Annotated in this window: 18 protein-coding genes; 9 read left to right on the forward strand and 9 right to left on the reverse strand. The window is 59.5% G+C overall.

All coding sequences use genetic code 11. The annotated features are described in order from the left end of the window. Positions 1 to 31 precede the first annotated feature (31 nt). The 7 genes from LA304_RS00095 to LA304_RS00125 form a co-directional block, all read right to left on the reverse strand. Positions 32 to 1,339 carry a M16 family metallopeptidase gene (locus tag LA304_RS00095; RefSeq protein WP_224501082.1) on the reverse strand — a complete coding sequence of 436 codons (1,308 nt, stop codon included), beginning with the start codon at positions 1,337 to 1,339 and terminating at the stop codon, positions 32 to 34. Further along, the gene (locus tag LA304_RS00100; protein ID WP_224501083.1) at positions 1,336 to 2,670 is read right to left on the reverse strand and encodes a M16 family metallopeptidase; all 1,335 of its coding nucleotides are present in this window, start codon (positions 2,668 to 2,670) and stop codon (positions 1,336 to 1,338) included. Before LA304_RS00100 ends, LA304_RS00095 begins: the two co-directional genes overlap by 4 nt. An 86-nt stretch (positions 2,671 to 2,756) precedes the next feature. After that, entirely contained in the window at positions 2,757 to 3,188 is a 432-nt protein-coding gene (locus tag LA304_RS00105; RefSeq protein WP_224501084.1) for a DUF3035 domain-containing protein, read from the reverse strand. 95 nt (positions 3,189 to 3,283) lie between these two features. Next, entirely contained in the window at positions 3,284 to 3,757 is a 474-nt protein-coding gene (gene lspA / locus LA304_RS00110; RefSeq protein WP_224501085.1) for a signal peptidase II, read from the reverse strand. Between the two features lie 18 nt (positions 3,758 to 3,775). After that, on the reverse strand, positions 3,776 to 5,365 hold the full coding sequence (gene purH, locus LA304_RS00115) for a bifunctional phosphoribosylaminoimidazolecarboxamide formyltransferase/IMP cyclohydrolase (RefSeq protein WP_224501086.1): 1,590 nt from the start codon (positions 5,363 to 5,365) through the stop codon (positions 3,776 to 3,778). 36 nt (positions 5,366 to 5,401) lie between these two features. Next, on the reverse strand, positions 5,402 to 7,147 hold the full coding sequence (locus LA304_RS00120) for a heparinase II/III family protein (protein ID WP_396022162.1): 1,746 nt from the start codon (positions 7,145 to 7,147) through the stop codon (positions 5,402 to 5,404). A gap of 84 nt (positions 7,148 to 7,231) precedes the next feature. Continuing rightward, the gene (locus LA304_RS00125; RefSeq protein ID WP_224501088.1) at positions 7,232 to 8,512 is read right to left on the reverse strand and encodes an RsmB/NOP family class I SAM-dependent RNA methyltransferase; all 1,281 of its coding nucleotides are present in this window, start codon (positions 8,510 to 8,512) and stop codon (positions 7,232 to 7,234) included. Between the two features lie 47 nt (positions 8,513 to 8,559). Between LA304_RS00125 and LA304_RS00130 the strand changes: the two genes are divergently transcribed. After that, the gene (locus tag LA304_RS00130) at positions 8,560 to 8,766 is read left to right on the forward strand and encodes a DUF1674 domain-containing protein (RefSeq protein ID WP_224501089.1); all 207 of its coding nucleotides are present in this window, start codon (positions 8,560 to 8,562) and stop codon (positions 8,764 to 8,766) included. Between the two features lie 67 nt (positions 8,767 to 8,833). Here LA304_RS00130 and dapB read toward each other — a convergent pair whose 3' ends face one another. Next, a complete protein-coding gene (dapB, locus tag LA304_RS00135) occupies positions 8,834 to 9,643 on the reverse strand; it encodes a 4-hydroxy-tetrahydrodipicolinate reductase (RefSeq protein ID WP_224501090.1) in 810 nt (269 codons plus the stop codon). 100 nt (positions 9,644 to 9,743) lie between these two features. Between dapB and rbfA the strand changes: the two genes are divergently transcribed. The 5 genes from rbfA to LA304_RS00160 are packed head-to-tail and all read left to right on the forward strand — an operon-like array spanning position 9,744 to position 13,349. Further along, positions 9,744 to 10,166 carry a 30S ribosome-binding factor RbfA gene (gene rbfA, locus LA304_RS00140; RefSeq protein WP_224501091.1) on the forward strand — a complete coding sequence of 141 codons (423 nt, stop codon included), beginning with the start codon at positions 9,744 to 9,746 and terminating at the stop codon, positions 10,164 to 10,166. Next, a complete protein-coding gene (gene truB / locus LA304_RS00145; protein ID WP_224501092.1) occupies positions 10,166 to 11,074 on the forward strand; it encodes a tRNA pseudouridine(55) synthase TruB in 909 nt (302 codons plus the stop codon). Before rbfA ends, truB begins: the two co-directional genes overlap by 1 nt. Before the next feature lie 36 nt (positions 11,075 to 11,110). Next, entirely contained in the window at positions 11,111 to 12,085 is a 975-nt protein-coding gene (locus LA304_RS00150) for an amidoligase family protein (protein ID WP_224501093.1), read from the forward strand. Continuing rightward, on the forward strand, positions 12,078 to 12,803 hold the full coding sequence (locus LA304_RS00155; protein WP_224501094.1) for a gamma-glutamyl-gamma-aminobutyrate hydrolase family protein: 726 nt from the start codon (positions 12,078 to 12,080) through the stop codon (positions 12,801 to 12,803). Before LA304_RS00150 ends, LA304_RS00155 begins: the two co-directional genes overlap by 8 nt. A 39-nt stretch (positions 12,804 to 12,842) precedes the next feature. Next, the gene (locus LA304_RS00160; protein ID WP_224501095.1) at positions 12,843 to 13,349 is read left to right on the forward strand and encodes a DUF1643 domain-containing protein; all 507 of its coding nucleotides are present in this window, start codon (positions 12,843 to 12,845) and stop codon (positions 13,347 to 13,349) included. 11 nt (positions 13,350 to 13,360) lie between these two features. On the opposite strand, the gene LA304_RS00165 is transcribed toward LA304_RS00160, so the two are convergent. Further along, a complete protein-coding gene (locus LA304_RS00165; RefSeq protein ID WP_224501096.1) occupies positions 13,361 to 14,140 on the reverse strand; it encodes a hypothetical protein in 780 nt (259 codons plus the stop codon). Between the two features lie 189 nt (positions 14,141 to 14,329). Between LA304_RS00165 and LA304_RS00170 the strand changes: the two genes are divergently transcribed. The 3 genes from LA304_RS00170 (at position 14,330) to LA304_RS00180 (ending at position 16,663) form a co-directional block, all read left to right on the forward strand. Continuing rightward, positions 14,330 to 14,626 (forward strand): DUF5665 domain-containing protein, encoded by a 297-nt coding sequence (locus tag LA304_RS00170; protein WP_224501097.1) that lies wholly within the window; start codon positions 14,330 to 14,332, stop codon positions 14,624 to 14,626. 160 nt (positions 14,627 to 14,786) lie between these two features. Continuing rightward, complete coding sequence (rpsO, locus tag LA304_RS00175; RefSeq protein WP_224501098.1) at positions 14,787 to 15,056, forward strand: 30S ribosomal protein S15; 270 nt, start codon at positions 14,787 to 14,789, stop codon at positions 15,054 to 15,056. Positions 15,057 to 15,181: 125 nt separating this feature from the next. Next, positions 15,182 to 16,663: a hypothetical protein gene (locus LA304_RS00180; protein WP_224501099.1), complete on the forward strand. Its 1,482-nt coding sequence runs from the start codon at positions 15,182 to 15,184 to the stop codon at positions 16,661 to 16,663. The last annotated feature ends 276 nt before the right edge of the window (positions 16,664 to 16,939 follow it).

Consider the following 16,939-nt stretch of genomic DNA (forward strand, 5'->3'; position numbering starts at 1 on the left):
CCGATTCGACCACGAGGAAAACAGACGCGTGTTAGTTGGTTTCGAGCCCTTCCGGCTGACCGACAACAACAAAGGTGAGGTTTTCAGGATCATACAAATCACGGATCACACGGTTCACTTCGTCGAGCGTAACCGCATTCACCATATCGTTGCGGGTCGCGATGTAATCGGGCGACAATCCCTGCGCCTGCATGCCCACGAGGATACGTGCAATCGGACCGTTCCCGTCAAACCGGAGCGCATAAGCGCCCGTCAAATAGGTCTTGGCCTTGTCCAACTCTTCCTCCGTGAGACCGTCGGCGGCGAGCTTTGCCCATTCGTCTTTGACGACCTGCACGGCCTCAGACACAGCTCCGTTGCCGGAGGAAAATTGTCCAACGATCAACTCTGCATGATCATAGGGAACGAGATAGGCGCCGATGCCGTAGGTCAGCCCGCGCTTCTCACGCACCTCTTCCATCAGACGCGAGTCGCTCTGACCGCCGACAATCTCATTCGCGATATAGGCGGTGATGAAATCGGGATCGTCTCGTGCGATGCCCTTGTGCCCGAAATAAACGACGGATTGAGGTGTCTCATAGGGAATTACAGTTATGCCGCCGTCGAGCGTCGGCTCAACCCGTTCCGGGAGGTCAGGCCCACCCGTCGGCAAATCACCCAAGAGATCATCGAGCAGCGCCGCAAGTTCGTCCGCCGTAATGTCGCCCACAGCCCCAACGAGCACCCGATCACGGGTCATCGTGCGGGCCTTTGCCTCGAACATATCCTCACGCGTGAGCCCCGCAACGCTCTCCAGTGTCCCGTTGGAATTCGTGCCATAGGGATGGTCACCAAAGGCCATGTTGTAGAACGTATCCGCCGCAATATCGCCCGGGTCGGTCGCCTCAGAGCGGATGATGGAGTTCACCTGCCCACGCACACGATCCACAGCCTGCTGGTCAAACCGCGGGTCCATGATGGCCTGACGCAAAAGCGCCATGGCTTCGTCGCGGTTTTCGGTCAGAAAGCGCGTCGAGATCGATACAGAGTCGGTGTTTGCATCGAAGCTGAAACTCGCTGCGAGCGCATCGCGTGCTTTCGCGAAGGCCTGAGCATCCATGTCGCCAGCGCCCTCTTCGAGGGTCGCCATCATAAGGTTTACTTCACCCCGCTTCCCGGGACGGTCGAGCGCAGTACCACCCGCGAACCGGATTTCGAGGGCAGTGAAGGGAATCGAATGCTCTTCGACAAGCCACGCCTCAATCCCGCCGGGAGAGGTGACTTCTTGGACATCGACAGCGGCCTGCGCAGGGATGGACAAAAACACCAGCGCAATCAAAGCAGAGAGAACAGATTTCATCCTGCGGTTCCTTCATTCGTTTCGGGCATCAGCCAGCCTGTCACAGCGTTCCGGCGTGCGAACACTTCTTGGGCCGCCACCATCACATCGTCTGGTGTCACAGCCTGCAAAATGTCAGGCCAACTTTCGACGTCATCGAGAGACAGCCCAATCGCGAGCTCTTGCCCATATTGCCGCGCAAGCCCTTCGATATTGTCCTCAGCATAAATGCGTCCGGCACGAAGGCGCGTTTTAAGGCTTTCGAACTCTTCGAGATCAACCCCATCCTCAAGGAAGCTGGCAAGAGTTGCGTCGAGTGCGGCTTCTGCCTCCTCGAGCGAAAGCTCCGGCGTCGGCACCATGATCAGACCGAAGGTGCCGTCATCAATCGACGTGCCATCATAGTAAGCCCCGACATAGATCGCCTTTGGGTCTTCGAATGCCAGTTTCTGCGCGAGGTAGGATGTCGTGGAGTTCCCGCCGAGCAACTCGGCCAAGAACACAAGCGCGGCAGCCTCTTCCTGTGCCCCGGGGTCACGTTCCTGCGCGAGATAGGTGCGCATGATGTAGGGCTGCGCCACGCGCGGGTCGGTCATCGTCATGCGACGCTCCGCAAGTTGCGGCGGCTCCTGCGGGCGCACGCGCGGCGCAAGATCGGGCGTCGGTTCCAACGGTCCGTAATAGGTTTTCGCCAACTCGAAAACTTCGTCCGGTTCTACATCGCCCGCCACCACGAGGATGGCATTATTTGGCGCGTAGTAGCGGTGGTAGAATTCAAAGGCGTCGTCGCGATTGAGTTGTTCCATCTCGTGTCGCCAACCAATGATCGGCACGCCGTAGGGATGGTTCAGGTATTGCGCCGCGCGGCGTTGCTCCGCGAAGAGCGCGCCGGGATCATTATCCGTGCGTTGATTGCGTTCTTCGAGCACGACCTGACGCTCCGTCGTCACGTCCTGTTCGGTCATTTCCAGATCACGCATCCGGTCTGCTTCCATCTCCATCATGAGGCCGAGACGGTCGGCAGCAACCCGTTGATAGTAAGCGGTATAATCCCATGACGTGAAGGCATTGTCAGATCCGCCATTGAGCGTCACGGTTTCGGACAGCTCACCTGCAGCGAGGTCATCAGTTCCTTTGAACATCAAGTGTTCGAGAAAATGAGCGATTCCGCTTTTGCCCATCGGCTCGTCCGCCGCACCGACCTTGTACCAGACGGTGTGTGCAACGACGGGGGCGCGGTGGTCTTCGAGGACGACCACCTCCATTCCGTTATCGAGGGTGAAATGACTGACATCCGCCGCAACCGCGGGAGAGGCCATGGCGATAAGCGCCGCTGTCAAACCGTTCTTCATCAAGTCACCTTTCTTAAGTCGACACACAGGAATGTGGCGTGAAACCACGTGCTCGACAACAGCTGTGACAGGAATTTGAACGGAGGTTATTGCTCTGGCGCAGACGGGACGACAATCCCGAGGGCGCGAAGGCGCTCCCACTCGGCCCAGGGATCGAGGGCAAAGCGGCGATAAGCGCGCTCATACTTGCCGCGACCTTCACGTCGACGCTCGTCCGACGCATAGAGGTCCGCGCGGATATTAGAATCAACACCATAGCGCGACGCATAGGACACGATCGCTCCGTCAACACCGGTCGCAGCCGGAACACGCCCGCCAAGGGCAATGATGAGATCTTCGTTCGGCGTCGCATCCGCGAGGTTGGTTCCGCCGGGCGTCGGAGCTGGAAGAGCGGAGTAATCCGTCGGCTCCTGAAGGTCCTTCGCCGGAACGATGGTGAATTCGTCCGGGCCGATGCTCACGTCATTCGGCAACATTTCACCTTTGCGCCCGCAGGCGACCAGTGCGGCCAGGGCCATCAAGCCAAAACCCAAGCGTACCGATCTGGAGACCATGAACTCTTCCCTTCGCAGTGATGCATCGTCCGCTGTTTTAGACCAGCTTTGCGCCGAGGTCACGCGTGGTTTTTTTTCTCGGAGGTGAAAAGAATGAGACCAATTGCACCTGCAAAAATCGCGATATCCGCCACGTTGAACGAAAACGGGTTTCTGAACCCGCAGCAGGACATGTTCAAAAAGTCGGCCACAGCGCCGTAAATCACACGATCAATTGCGTTCCCGAGTGCCCCACCAATGAGCAAACCAGCACTCAGGTTGCCCCAGAACGAAAATTCCTCACGCCGGACCCAAACCAGAACCCAGCCGGAAATCACCACCGCGAGCGCAATCCACCCCCAACGAAGCAAATCGCCATGACCGGACAGAAGGCCGAAATTCGCCCCCTCATTCCACGCCATAATAAAGGTGAGATAGGGGGGCAGAACATCAATCTGCCCCACTGTTTTGAGCGAGAGATACTGGACCACAACCCATTTGCTGAGCTGGTCGATCAAAAAGGTGATCAGCGCCGAGAGGGTCGCAGTCCGCATCCTGAATACCGTCAACTGTTAGTGACGGAAGTGGCGCATGCCGGTGAAGACCATCGCAAGACCCGCTTCGTTGGCGGCGTCGATGACTTCGTTATCGCGCATGGATCCACCCGGCTGGATCACACAGGATGCACCCGCAGCCGCCGCTTCGAGCAGACCGTCCGCGAACGGGAAGAACGCGTCAGATGCCACAGCGGAGCCTTTGGTGAGCGGCTCTGGCAGGCCCATAGCTTCGGCCATACGCTCCGCTTTCTTCGCAGCGATGAGCGCGGAGTCGAGACGCGACATCTGGCCTGCACCGACGCCGACAGTGGCTTGGTTCTTCACGTAGACGATCGCGTTGGATTTGACGTGCTTGCCGACTTTCCATGCGAACAGGAGGTCTTTCATCTGCTCTTCGGTCGGGGCTTTCTCGGTCACGACTTTCAGATCATCCATACCGATGAAGCCAGCGTCTTTGTCCTGAATGAGATAGCCACCGGCGACCTGACGGATCGTGTTCGGCTTCTCGAGGACGTTCGGCAGACCTTCGGTCGTCAGCAGGCGCAGGTTTTTCTTCGCGGCGAAGATTGCTTTGGCCTCATCCGTCGCACCCGGGGCGATGACGACCTCGGTGAAGATCTCGGTGATCGCTTTTGCGGTTTCCGCGTCGAGCGTCTGGTTCAGCGCGACAATGCCACCGAACGCGGAAGTGCGGTCACAATCGAAGGCGTGCTGGTAAGCTTCGAGAAGGGTCGCACCCTTCGCAACACCACAGGGGTTCGCGTGCTTGATGATTGCAACAGCCGGCGTATCGGCCGGATCGAATTCGGCCACAAGCTCAAACGCTGCATCGGTGTCGTTGATGTTGTTGTAGGAGAGCTCTTTACCCTGATGCTGCACAGCGGTCGCCACACCCGGACGCTCGGAGCCATCCACGTAGAAAGCAGCGGACTGGTGCGGGTTTTCACCGTAACGAAGGGTTTGTTTGATCTGACCGGCGACAACGCGGCGGCGCGGAGCGGCTTCGCCGATCGCATCGGCCATCCAGTTCGACACAGCCGCGTCGTAGGCGCCCGTGCGCGCATAAGCGATCTGAGCCATTTTCTGGCGGAACGCGTAGGAGGTCTGACCGTCATTTGCGTCGAGTTCCGCGATCAGCGCGTCATAGTCTTCAACGTCAACGATGGTAGTGACAAAACCGTGGTTCTTCGCAGAGGCGCGGATCATGGCAGGACCACCGATATCGATGTTCTCGATCATCTCGTCATATTCGGCACCGCGGACCAGAGCGGCCTCGAACGGGTAGAGGTTCACGACGAGGAGGTCGATACCGCCAATGCCGTGCTCATCCATGGCTTTCACGTGCTCGTCGTTGTCGCGCAGCGCGAGAAGACCACCGTGCACTTTCGGGTGCAGGGTTTTCACGCGGCCGCCCATCATTTCCGGGAAGCCTGTGACCTCGGACACGTCTTTTACATCGAGACCCGCATCGCGCAGAGTTTTCGCGGAGCCGCCGGTCGAAAGCAGTTCAACGCCTTTCGCCGCGAGCTTCTGGCCCAGTTCGATAAGGCCGGTTTTGTCGGATACGGAAAGAAGCGCGCGCTTCACGGGATAAAGGTCGGTCATGTAGAAGTCCCCACGGATGGCTCGATGGCAGTCAGATCAGCTCAGGGTCGCGTCGGTCATCTCGAGATCGCGGAGCGCTGTCGGCGTGTCTTGCGCCTTCGCGAGAGTCCAACGGACACGCGTCGCATAATCCATTGCCGCGGCAGATAGAACCACTTGTTTGGTCGCACGCGGCTTTAGGCGGGTTTTTTCGAGGTAAACGGACCTTTCGAGGCTCAATTTGGCGCGTCCGTCATGGCGGAACACCCAAATCTCACCGGATTTGAGCGCCATCGACACCGCCGTCCCACCCATATCGAGCGCCGCATCCACGTCGGGATGGAGATGGAAGCGGATCTGGAAGGGGATTCCCTGCAGTTTAAGCAGATCCATCATCTTGTCGAATTGCTGCTCGTCCTCGGACGTGATCGTTGCGAGCGTGTCCTCGCCCGCAATCCCACGCCCGTCTTTCGAGAGCTCGAGTTGCCGGATGTGCGTGAGACCATGCGTGCTGCCGTAGCCGTTGTGACCCGCGACGAACCCGCCACCATCCTCATCATTGCGCAGTTCCAGACGCACATCATTTGGCACATCGGTCAGGAGGGACCGTAAATGCCCGCCAACCATCTTCTTCGGCCCAAGGCGGGAGGAAGAATAACCATCAATCCCGAGGGTGGAATGCGACGGCGTCGCCCGTCCGGCACGACGCCACTTTTCCCCGAAATTGCTCCCGGAGCCACAGTTCACAATGAGCGGCCGGCGTCCGGACGTGAGTTCAAACGCAAGCGTTGATGCATGGGCGTTAAAAGACGCATCCCGCGCGGGCGGCGGCGCGGCATCTACAATGATCGACGTGCGCCCTGCGGACAGGCGCAGATACCCCATGTGAAGCCCCTGCCCCGGAGGAGTACGATTGCCGGACGCCGCGAACGCATGGTCCAAACGCCCTTCCAGACCACGGCCACCGCCATGGAACCGCGCCAGCCCGCCATCCGCGTGACGAAGCGCACGTAGCGTCGGGGCAATACGGTCGATTGCCGCCAGATGCGCTTCAGGCGCGACCATCCCCGCCTCCGCGAGCGCCTCAGCCGCCCACGTCAAAAGGGTAAAGACCTCTAAAAGCTCTTCGGGATTTCGGGTGGGCAGCCCACCTTCATCGTCAATGCAAGTGATACACTCATTGGCCAGCGCTTTGGTCGCGGTCGCGACATGGTCTTCCATCCCGACGAGTGAAAGTCCTGCGTAGATCAACCCCGTCAGCGCCTCAAAACGCGCCAATCCGGGACTCGCGGTTTCCCAGCGCCGTGCGAGGAAAATCGTCTGCTGTCCGAGACTTGTGAAAAATGCGTTCGACGCCGCAGTATCCTGCCCCGAGAGAAAAAAGAGCGCGTGGTGAATCCAGCGGATCAAGCGACGCCCCGTCAGATCAGGCGTCCAACCCGATCCACGCCCACCCGCGAATTTCGCAATCCAGTCGTTGGTCCAAGCCTGCGCCCGCCGCCGCGCGTTGAAGTCGCCAACCGCCGCAAGATCGTCAAGCCACGCGAAACCGTGGATTTCCTCCGCATAGCGCGCGCTCGGTGCTTCGATGTCCCAGATGGACGCGTCAGGCGCCTCAACAAGGTCCCCCGCAAAGAGAAAATTTCCGGCAATTAACTGTCGTCCACGCGCGAAGGAGCCGATGGATTTGGGCTCCATCTGCGACTTGAACCCCATCGCGGGTTTTGCCCGCGACGCGCGCCACGCATGATACTTATTCATGCGGCGAACGGTTTTCGTGCGCCAATCCTCGCTCTGCGACATTCGGGCCTGCCTCAGCCTATTATTCTCGTTTCCTGAAAGGATAGCGGGCAGCCCCCCGACTGTCATCGGGAAAACGGACCGCGCTCACCCCTTGCGCAGAACCGTGATGAAGAATCCATCCATCCCGCCGCGATCCGCCCAGTAGTCGGGACGCGTGCGCAGACCTTCGTCTCCGATCCACTCCGGATCAACGCCCGCAATCTTGAGCGCATCGAGATCAACAACGAGGTCCGGATGCCGCTCTTTCGCATCTCGAATTTGCTCTTCGCCTTCGTCGATCAGCAAAGAACAGGTGCAGTAGACCAGCTTCCCGCCTGGCTTCAAAAGCCCGAGCGCGCGATCAATCATGTACTCCTGCAGCTCAAATAGCCCCGGAAAGTCGGAGCCGTCCTTCACCTGCGGCAGATCAGGATGACGGCGGATCGTGCCCGTCGCTGTGCAAGGCGCGTCGAGGAGAATCGCATCAAACGGCCCGCCTTCGTATTCGAGCGCATCTCCCGCCACGATCTCCGCCGACAGCCCGCAGCGCGCGAGGTTTTCCGCGACTCGCTTCAACCGGCTCTCAGAAATGTCGAGCGCCGTGACCTCCGCGCCCATCTGCGCGAGTTGCATCGTTTTCCCGCCTGGCGCAGAGCACATGTCGAGGACACGCATACCCGCCTCTGGCGCGAGGATTCGCGCGGGCAGAGCCGCGGCGGCATCCTGCACCCACCACTCACCATCCTCAAAACCGGCGAGCTTCGTCACCTGAACAGCGCCATCAACGCGCACCGATCCAGTCGGCAGCACAACCCCGCCAAGTTTTTCGGCCCAGCCCTCGGGATCATTTTTCACAGTGAGATCAATTGGCGCGCCGCTCGCGTGGGCCGTTTCCATCGCGGCAATCGCGGGTTTCCCATAGTCGGCAACCAGTGGTTTGCGAAGCCATTTCGGCATCATCGGCGCGGGGAGCGTCTCCCACTTCGCCTTTTCCGCATCGATCTTGCGCAGCACCGCGTTGACCAGCCCTTTGAAATGGCTAGATTTCGGGCGCTCCTGCATGAGCGCGACATAGGCGTTCACGACGCCATGCGCCGCCTCGCCTGCCGCACAAACCTCATACACCCCGAGACGCAGCGCGTTCATCACATGCGGTGCAGGACGTTTGGACAGGTGCGGCCCGAGCATCCGGTCACACCGGTCAACAACTCGGAGACATTCGGTCGCCATCCGCTGTGCACGGGCGCGGTCATCGGGCGGCAGGTCCGCGGTGCGCTTGAGCAGCACTTCGGAGAGCAAGCGTTTTTCGACCAGCACCGCATCTAAGAGCGCGAGTGCAGCACGGCGGGCCGCGAGGCCAGCGACATCTGGGGTTCTTGTTTTCATGGCCCGATGCCGTATATCAGAAGGGCACCCCGGACAAGGATTTCCCGATGAGTGACAGCGACCAGAAGCCCGAACCCCGCGACATCTCCCATTTGCCGCCTGCTGCGCAGCGCGCATTGGCCGAGGCCGAAGAGCGCCGTAAAAAGTTGGACGAAGAGGTGAAGAAGATGCCGACCGAGCTTGGCGGGCGCGACGGGCCAGAGCCAGTTCGCTATGGCGACTGGGAGAAAAAAGGTCTCGCCATCGACTTTTAAAGAAAAAACCCGCAGGTGCCTGCGGGTTTTGTTTTGAGTATTTCAGCCAAGAAGAAGCTGAGCGGCGTTAGAGGCCAAGCACGTCGAGCATATCGTATTCACCCGGCTTCTGACCCTGCCCCCAAACGGCAGCTTTGACAGCACCCTTGGCAAACAGCGAACGATCAGACGCGATATGGCGCAGGATGATACGTTCTCCTTCGCCCGCGAATATCACATCGTGCTCGCCGATGATGTCGCCCCCGCGGATCGCAGAGAAGCCGATATCGCCTCTATTGCGCGCGCCGGTGATGCCGTCACGACCGGAATCGCTCACATCCGCGAGGGACACGCCACGACCTTCGGCTGCGGCTTCCCCGAGCATGAGCGCGGTGCCGGAGGGAGCATCCACTTTGCGGTTATGGTGGGCTTCGACGATTTCGATATCATAGTCGGCATCAAGTGCCGCAGACACCATTTTGGTAAGCTTCGTCAGAAGGTTAACCCCGAGAGACATATTGCCCGCGCGGATGATGGTCGCATGGTGCGCGGCGGCGGCGATCTTTTTGAGATCTTCATCCGTCATCCCCGTCGTGCCGATCACGTGGACGCAGCGGGCCTGCGCAGCAAGAGCCGCAAATGCGACCGTGGCCGCAGGCGCTGTGAAATCGATGACCGCCTGCGCTTTGGAGAAGGCTTCCAGCGCATCGTCCGTGACGGTGACGCCCAGCGCCGTGCCGCCCATCGCTTCGCCTACGTCACGGCCCACCCACTCATGGCCCGAACGCTCTACCGCGCCCACGAGTTTGCAGACGTTGGATGCGAGAACGGTTTTGATCAGCATCTGGCCCATACGGCCGGACGCGCCGGTGATCACGATGCCGGGAAGGTCGGTCATGTCTGTTTCTCCTGAAAACTCTCGCGGGAGCTTTACCCTCTTGGAACCGGTTTGGCAAAGCCCGCTTGCAAGACTCAGGCGAGGAGACTATCTGGCCCCTATGGCAAAACGTTCTCATAACAGTGGGTCCTCCGGCTCACACCGCACCCTCCGTGTTGGCGAGGCTATCCGGCGTCGTCTTTCGGAATTGCTCACCCGTGGCGAAATCCACGACCCCGATCTCACCGCGATGTCGATCACGGTGGGCGAAGTTCGTGTGTCTCCGGACCTACGGGTTGCGACAGCCTACATCCTGCCACTTGGCGGCGGGGCCGCTGGCACGGCGCTTGAGGCCCTGCGCCGCAACAAAGGCGAGATTCGCCACCAGATCGGCAAAGCGCTCCAGATCAAGCACACACCGGAGCTCCGGTTCGAATTCGACGATACGTTCGACCGTATGGACGCCACGCGCCGTATGTTTGCCGACGAGCGCGTGCAGCGCGACATTCACCACGACGACGACACCTCCGACGAGGAAGAGTAATGGCCCGACGCAAAAAGGGGCGCGCGGTTCACGGCTGGTTGGTCGTGGACAAACCCGCCGGCATGACCTCCACCGCCGTTGTGAACAAAGTCCGCTGGGCGATGGACGCGCAGAAGGCCGGCCATGCAGGCACGCTCGACCCTGAAGCAACGGGCGTTCTCGCCGTTGCGCTCGGTGAAGCGACGAAAACCGTGCCGTTCATCACCGAAGCGCTCAAATGCTACCGCTTTTCCGTCCGTCTTGGTCAGGCTACAAACACGGACGACGCCGAAGGCGAAGTGATCTCCGAGAGCATCGAGCGCCCGACAGATGCGGAGATCGAGTCCGCACTCCCACAATTCGTGGGCGATATCATGCAAGTGCCGCCAAAATTCTCCGCCGTCAAAATCGACGGGGAACGCGCCTACAAACTGGCGCGCGACGACGAAGATTTCGCAATCGCCGCCCGCCCGCTTTACGTCGATGAACTTACCTTCATCGAACGCCGCGACGACGATCACGTCATTCTCGAAATGGTTTGCGGCAAAGGTGGCTACGTCCGCGCGATTGCCCGTGACCTCGGTGCCGCGCTCGGGTGCTATGGTCACGTCGAATGGCTTCGCCGCGAATGGTCTGGCCCTTGGGATGCCGAAGATGGCATTTCGGTCGCAGAGATTGACGAAATGGCCAAGACAGAAGCGCTGGATGCCTATCTGCACCCCGTAGAGGAAGGTCTCTCCGATCTCGACGAAGTCCGATGCACTCCCGAAGGCGCGATGAAACTGCGAAACGGCAACCCCGGCATGGTCTATCCGGCGGATGGCGTCGAATACGGCGATGAAGTCTGGGCCTCTTTCGAAGGCAAACCCGTCGCAGTGGGCGTCTACAAGTCCGGCGAGCTTCACCCGAACAGGGTTTTCAATCTCTAAAGGGAACTCGGCGGCCTGATCCTGCGTTGTCAACTTATGACACAGAGACAGACCGCCCCCTTTGCCGACCTTCCGGACCCGAACACCAAAGACGGAACACCGCGCAAAACCGGGGTTGAAATTGAGTTCGGCGCGCTTGATGAACGAAAAAGCGCCGAGATCGTGCAGGATTGCCTTGGTGGCACGATCAACGAGAAAGACGCGCACAGTTTTCGCGTCGAAGGGTCCGAGATCGGCACCGTCAAAGTCTACCTCGACACTGCGTTCCGAAAAGACGCCGACTCTAAGATCGCCGAGCTTGGCCTCGACATCGGGCGGGTTGTCGTTCCCGTGGAGATTGTGACCGATCCGCTCGAAGACATGGGGCCGCTCAATGATCTCGTGACCGCCCTTCGGGACGCGGGGGCCGAGGGCAGCGGCGCTGGACTGCTCTACGGCTATGGCGTGCACTTTAATCCTGAAGTCGCTGCGATGAGCGTGGAGCATATCGTGCCGATCGCGAAGGCCTACGCCCTGACCGAAGACTTCCTGCGTGATGTTTGGCCGATCGACCCGTCTCGCCACCTTTTGCCGTTCACGGACCGTTATCCGACAACCTATCTCGACGCAATTGCGGGCGTGGATTTTCCCTCCCTAGACGCGTTTATGGAGGCCTATTTGAACACCACCCCGAGCCGCAATCGCGGTCTCGACCTCCTGCCGCTCTTGCGCGCGTACGATGAGGAGGCATTTGTGGCGAAACTGGGCAATAAGCCGTCCGTGAGCGCGCGCCCGACTTGGCACTTCCGCCTGCCGGATTGCCGGATCGACGAGGCCGATTGGTCACTCGCCAAGGAGTGGCGGCGTTGGGTGTTCGTTGAAAAACTGGCCGCGCAGCCAAAGATGCTCGCCGAGCTCGAAGAGGAGTGGAGAGCCTATCGCAAGACGCTGCTTGAAACCCGAAGTGACTGGGTGGAGCGCGTGCGCCCGATTGTGAGCGGCTTGGCCGAGGAGGTTCTGGGCGATGTCTGATCACCCCAAACCTGTCATTGGCGTCACGACATCGAAACGGTCCGGTTGGCGGATTTTCCCGCTCGTCGCGCTCAATATCTGGCTTGCGGGCGGTCGCGCTGTGCGATTTGGCACCGGACGCGAGAACGATCTGGATGCCGTCGATGGATTGATCATCGGGGGCGGCGACGATATTTCGCCTGACCTCTACCACGGCGAAGTGGTTGCCTCTGTGCGCCTCGATCCGGTGCGTGATGCGTTGGAAGAAGACCTCGTTCACGAAGCGTTTAAACGCAACATGCCCGTCATGGGCATCTGTCGCGGCGCGCAGATGATCAATGTCGCGCTGGGTGGCACGCTCTATCAAGACGCCTACGGCACCTACGTGAAATCCCAACACGTCCGCACGGTTCTGCCGAAAAAGACAGTTTGTCCCGAAGCGGATACGCGGCTGAGCGAAATCACCGGCCCCGAGGAAATGGTCGTCAACGCGCTCCATTCTCAAGCGGTCGACAAGCTCGGAGAGGGCTTGCGCGTGGCTGCGCGCGATCCGGGCGGGATGGTTCAGGCGATCGAACGGATCAACGATCCCTTTGCAATCGGGGTTCAATGGCATCCCGAGCATCTGTTTTATGCCCATCGCCAGCGCGCCCTTTTTCGCGCAATCGTGACGGCAGCGTCTGCCTATCAGGCATCGGGGCACCAGATTTCAAAAGTGGCCGAACACGCGCGGGCCTGAGCATTGCCTTTTCGGGGGCGACCCGCCATTCAATGGGGCATGATCACTCGCACCCACACCAAGGGCGACGCGCCCTCCACCGCCGTTTATTCGGATTGTGAAAACTACCGTTACTCCCTCGTGCGCACGTGGGATCCGACTGGGCGCAAAGCGTTGTTTGTGATGCTGAACCCGTCGACTGCAACCGAGGTTCAGAATGACCCGACCGTGGAGCGCTGTGAACGGCGGGCGCGGACCCTCGGATTCGGGTCCTTCTGCGTCACAAACATCTTTGCGTGGCGCGACACTGACCCGAAAAAAATGCGCGCCGCTGCTGATCCGGTGGGACCGGCGAATGATGCGGCCATCCGTGAGTGGGCGGGCTGGGCGGATCAGATCGTCTGCGCGTGGGGCACACATGGTGCCCACCTCGACCGTGGTGCGGCGGTTGAAGCACTCCTGCGGAAGACCGGACAGGACCTCTATCATCTCGGCCTGTCAAAAGCAGGGCACCCGAAGCATCCGCTCTATATCGCCTATACCCAACAGCCCGAACTCTGGACCTGAAGCAAAGACGTTCACCCGAGTGATGCTTGCAACTGCTGTGCGAGCGAAAGAAGCCTTTCCACCTCTTCGTCCGTGAGGTCCTCTTCGTTCTCCTCATCGCTCTGTTGGATATTCGGACCGGCAAAGACAGGATCCTCATCCATAACCGGCGTCAGAACGATGTCCTCCTCATCGCCCACAGGCCCCGGCATATCCGCCGCATCGGGGTCTGCGGGCGTGGCCAACACGTCATCCTCGCCGCCCGTCGGCCCCGCTTCATCCCCGAAATCGTCATTCTCAGGCGTCAAAGCGGAGAAATCCCCTAATTCGCTCAACGAATAGAGAACCGTCTCACCCGTTTCAGGGTCCACCATCTCTGCGGAAATATCGTCGACGGGGATGGCGTCATACCCGAGGAAAGTCACCTCAAACGCTTCGTCTCCCGTGTCATAAGAGAGGCTGACACCCACTTCTTCGCCGTCTTCATCAAGACTCGGCTCCACCACAAAGGCACCGCTCCCGCCGCCCGGTAGGTTGAGTGTCAGATGATCCGCACCAGCAGAGAAGTCATCAAACACCACCGCGCCATCGCCGGCACCAATACCATAATCCTGCCCTTCGCCGTCCTCTTCGTCGGCCGTCTCCTCCTCCGGATCTGAGTAGGCATCCAAAAGCAGATCACCGGAAGCATCGTCTTCCTCATCGTCATCCTCGGGTTCCACCGCGTCTTCGTCGTCCGTCTCCTCCGATTGCGCCACCTCCTCCCCGAAATCAAAGTCGGCCATTGCGAGAGCGGCAGGAACGATACTCATCAATGCGAATGCCCACAGCATTTTCTAACCCTTCACTCGAATTCGACAGCGTTCATTCTACATGGAACGCATAAACAGCGAAGAAAAAGCTATCGACAATTCGATCTAATGCACTGTTAATAAAGGTTAATTGAAGCTTGCTTACGACCGACACTCGCCCCATGCTCTACCTGCAGAACGGAGAGTCCCATGACTGACAGCCGAGACACCATCGCCCGCGACCTCGAGAACTTGACGGGCGAGCTGGAGCGCCTGAACAACCACCGGTTCATGCGCATTCACAACTCGACGGTCCGCCTCATCTGGTTCCAGTTCCTGCGGGGGCTGGCATTCGGCTTCGGGTCTGTCGTCGGGGCATCGATTGTCGTGTCGATTGTGGGCTACATCCTCAACCAGATGGAGGTCGTGCCGATCCTCGGAGATTGGGCGAAACAACTGGCTTCGGAAATCATGAGCGACTCCCAGCGGGTCGAGACCGGCCAATAGCGTCCGGATCGCGCCTTTTCGCGGAAAATGCTTCCATTTTAGGGAGAATCCGGCTAAGTGCGCCCAATCCGGAGCAGGACGTTCCGGATACTTCTCCAAGGGCCTTGCTGGACGACATCCCGGCCTGCGCCATAACCCTCTGATATTAAAGGAGACCCCGATGTCGATTACTGTTGAAGAAAAAGCCCGCCTGATCAAGGAATTCGCCACCAAAGAAGGTGACACCGGTTCCCCCGAAGTTCAGGTCGCGATCCTCACCTCGCGCATCACCACGCTCACCGAGCACTTCAAAACCCACAAAAAAGACAACCACGGTCGTCGTGGCCTTTTGATGATGGTTGCTCAGCGTCGTAAGCTTCTCGACTACCTCAAAGGTAAAGACGAAGCCCGCTACCTCGACCTCATCAAGCGTCTCGGTATCCGCCGCTAATCGGCCGCATGTTCCCTTCGGTGCAAACCCCGCAGAGACGCCAGTTTCAGGCATTTGCGACGCTGGTTTGCGCAGTTGGACTTGCGATTATCATTGCGAAGATCCTCCAGGAAACTGGGGGGTCTTTGTTTTATGCGCTCGACGATCCCTACATTCACCTCGCTCTGGCAGAGAACCTGCTGCACGGGCATTACGGGATCAATCCGGGAGAGGTGGCTTCTCCGTCCTCCTCCATTCTCTACCCCTTTCTTCTCGCTCTGTTCGGAGCAGGTCCTTACGCGCCTCTGATCCTGAACTTCGTCGGAGCGCTGGGCACGGCATGGGTGTTGGGCGGCTTCCTGTTTGACGCCTTCGACCAATCGAACACACGCCCTTCTCCAATCACCTATCTGAGCGTCGTCACGTTGCTAGGGGCGGTGAACGGTTATGCGCTCGCCCTGACCGGAATGGAACATACGCTTCATGTCCTCGCGAGCCTGTTGATCTTGAGGGGGCTCACGCATCTCAGCCGAGAGACTCGCCCCGACGGCTGGATGCTCCTCGGCCTCATCGCCGCGCCGCTCCTGAGGTTCGAGGGCTTTGCCCTTTCGCTCTTCGCAATTTTCGCGCTCTTCGCTTGGGGACACTGGCGTTCCGGTGCGGCGGTCACTCTCGTGCTCAGTCTCATTGTTGCCGCCTATGTGGGCCTCATGACACATCTTGGCCTGCCGCCGCTCCCGTCGTCGGTTCTCGTCAAATCCTCAGTGTCTGCGGGCGTGGTGGATCATTCCTTAGCCGATGCCTTCGCATCCCATCTGCAGGACATTCTCACCTCCCTTGAGCGCCCTCAGGCGAAGTGGCTCATCGCCGGTCTCGCAATGCTTTGCTTTGCCTTCGTGCCCCCACTGAACGCTCGGCGGCTCTCTGTCGCCCTCGTCGTTGGTGCGGCGGCAGTGGCGCATGTCCTCGTGGGGCATTGGGGCTGGTACGGGCGCTATGAGGCTTACATCATGGCAACGGTTGTGGGGGCGGTTCTCTATGTCTGGACGCCGGTGCTCTCGTCGCCCCGTGCGCGTTCGGCCAAACTCGTCCTCCTCCTCGTCCTGACATTCGTTTCGAACCGCAACTACATCACCCCTTTGCTCACGACGCATCTCGCAGCGCGCAACGTCTACGAACAGCAATACCAGATGCACCGGTTCGCCACGGAGTTCTTCCCCGAGACGACAGCCGTCAACGATCTCGGCTGGGTCGCCTACCGCAACGATAACTATGTGCTCGACCTCTGGGGATTGGGTTCTGAAATTGTGCGGCAGAACTGGGCGCAATACGGCCTCACAACGAACTGGGTCGAAGAGATTGCGGAGGACAAAGACGCGGTGTTTGCCATGGTCTACCCCGCCGTATTCACCACGGAACTCCCGCCAGAGTGGTGCCACATGGGCACGATCCGTACCAATCGGGTGATGTCCGCTTATGAAAACGTCGGCTTCTTCCTCATCGATCGGAGCCGCGAAGCAGACATGCGCGAGGCACTCAATGCCTTCAAACAAACCCTCCCCGCGGACACGCGTTTCACGGCCGCAGAGTGCTCCGCACCCTATGACTGGACGCTCTATTGGGATTAACCCCGACGCGCCTGCTTGCACGCCCGGTGACACACCAAAACGAAAGATTCGTTGACCCGCTTTCCGTCTCGTGCGCGATAGCGGCCCGCGAACAGCCCCCAAAACCGCCCGGAGGCCGATAGGCAATTTTGCGGATGTTTCCGGTTTGATCTCCCATTTTTCCTTTTTCGAAAGCCCGAAATAGGCAGATTTCATTACTTTTGTGCAGGCCTCACAGAAGGCTTGTGAAAAAGTTCCCAGTCCGCAATCTCCCCCGAAATTCATAAGGGGACATGA

This window comes from Celeribacter litoreus (assembly GCF_020165855.1).
GTDB lineage: Bacteria > Pseudomonadota > Alphaproteobacteria > Rhodobacterales > Rhodobacteraceae > Celeribacter > Celeribacter litoreus.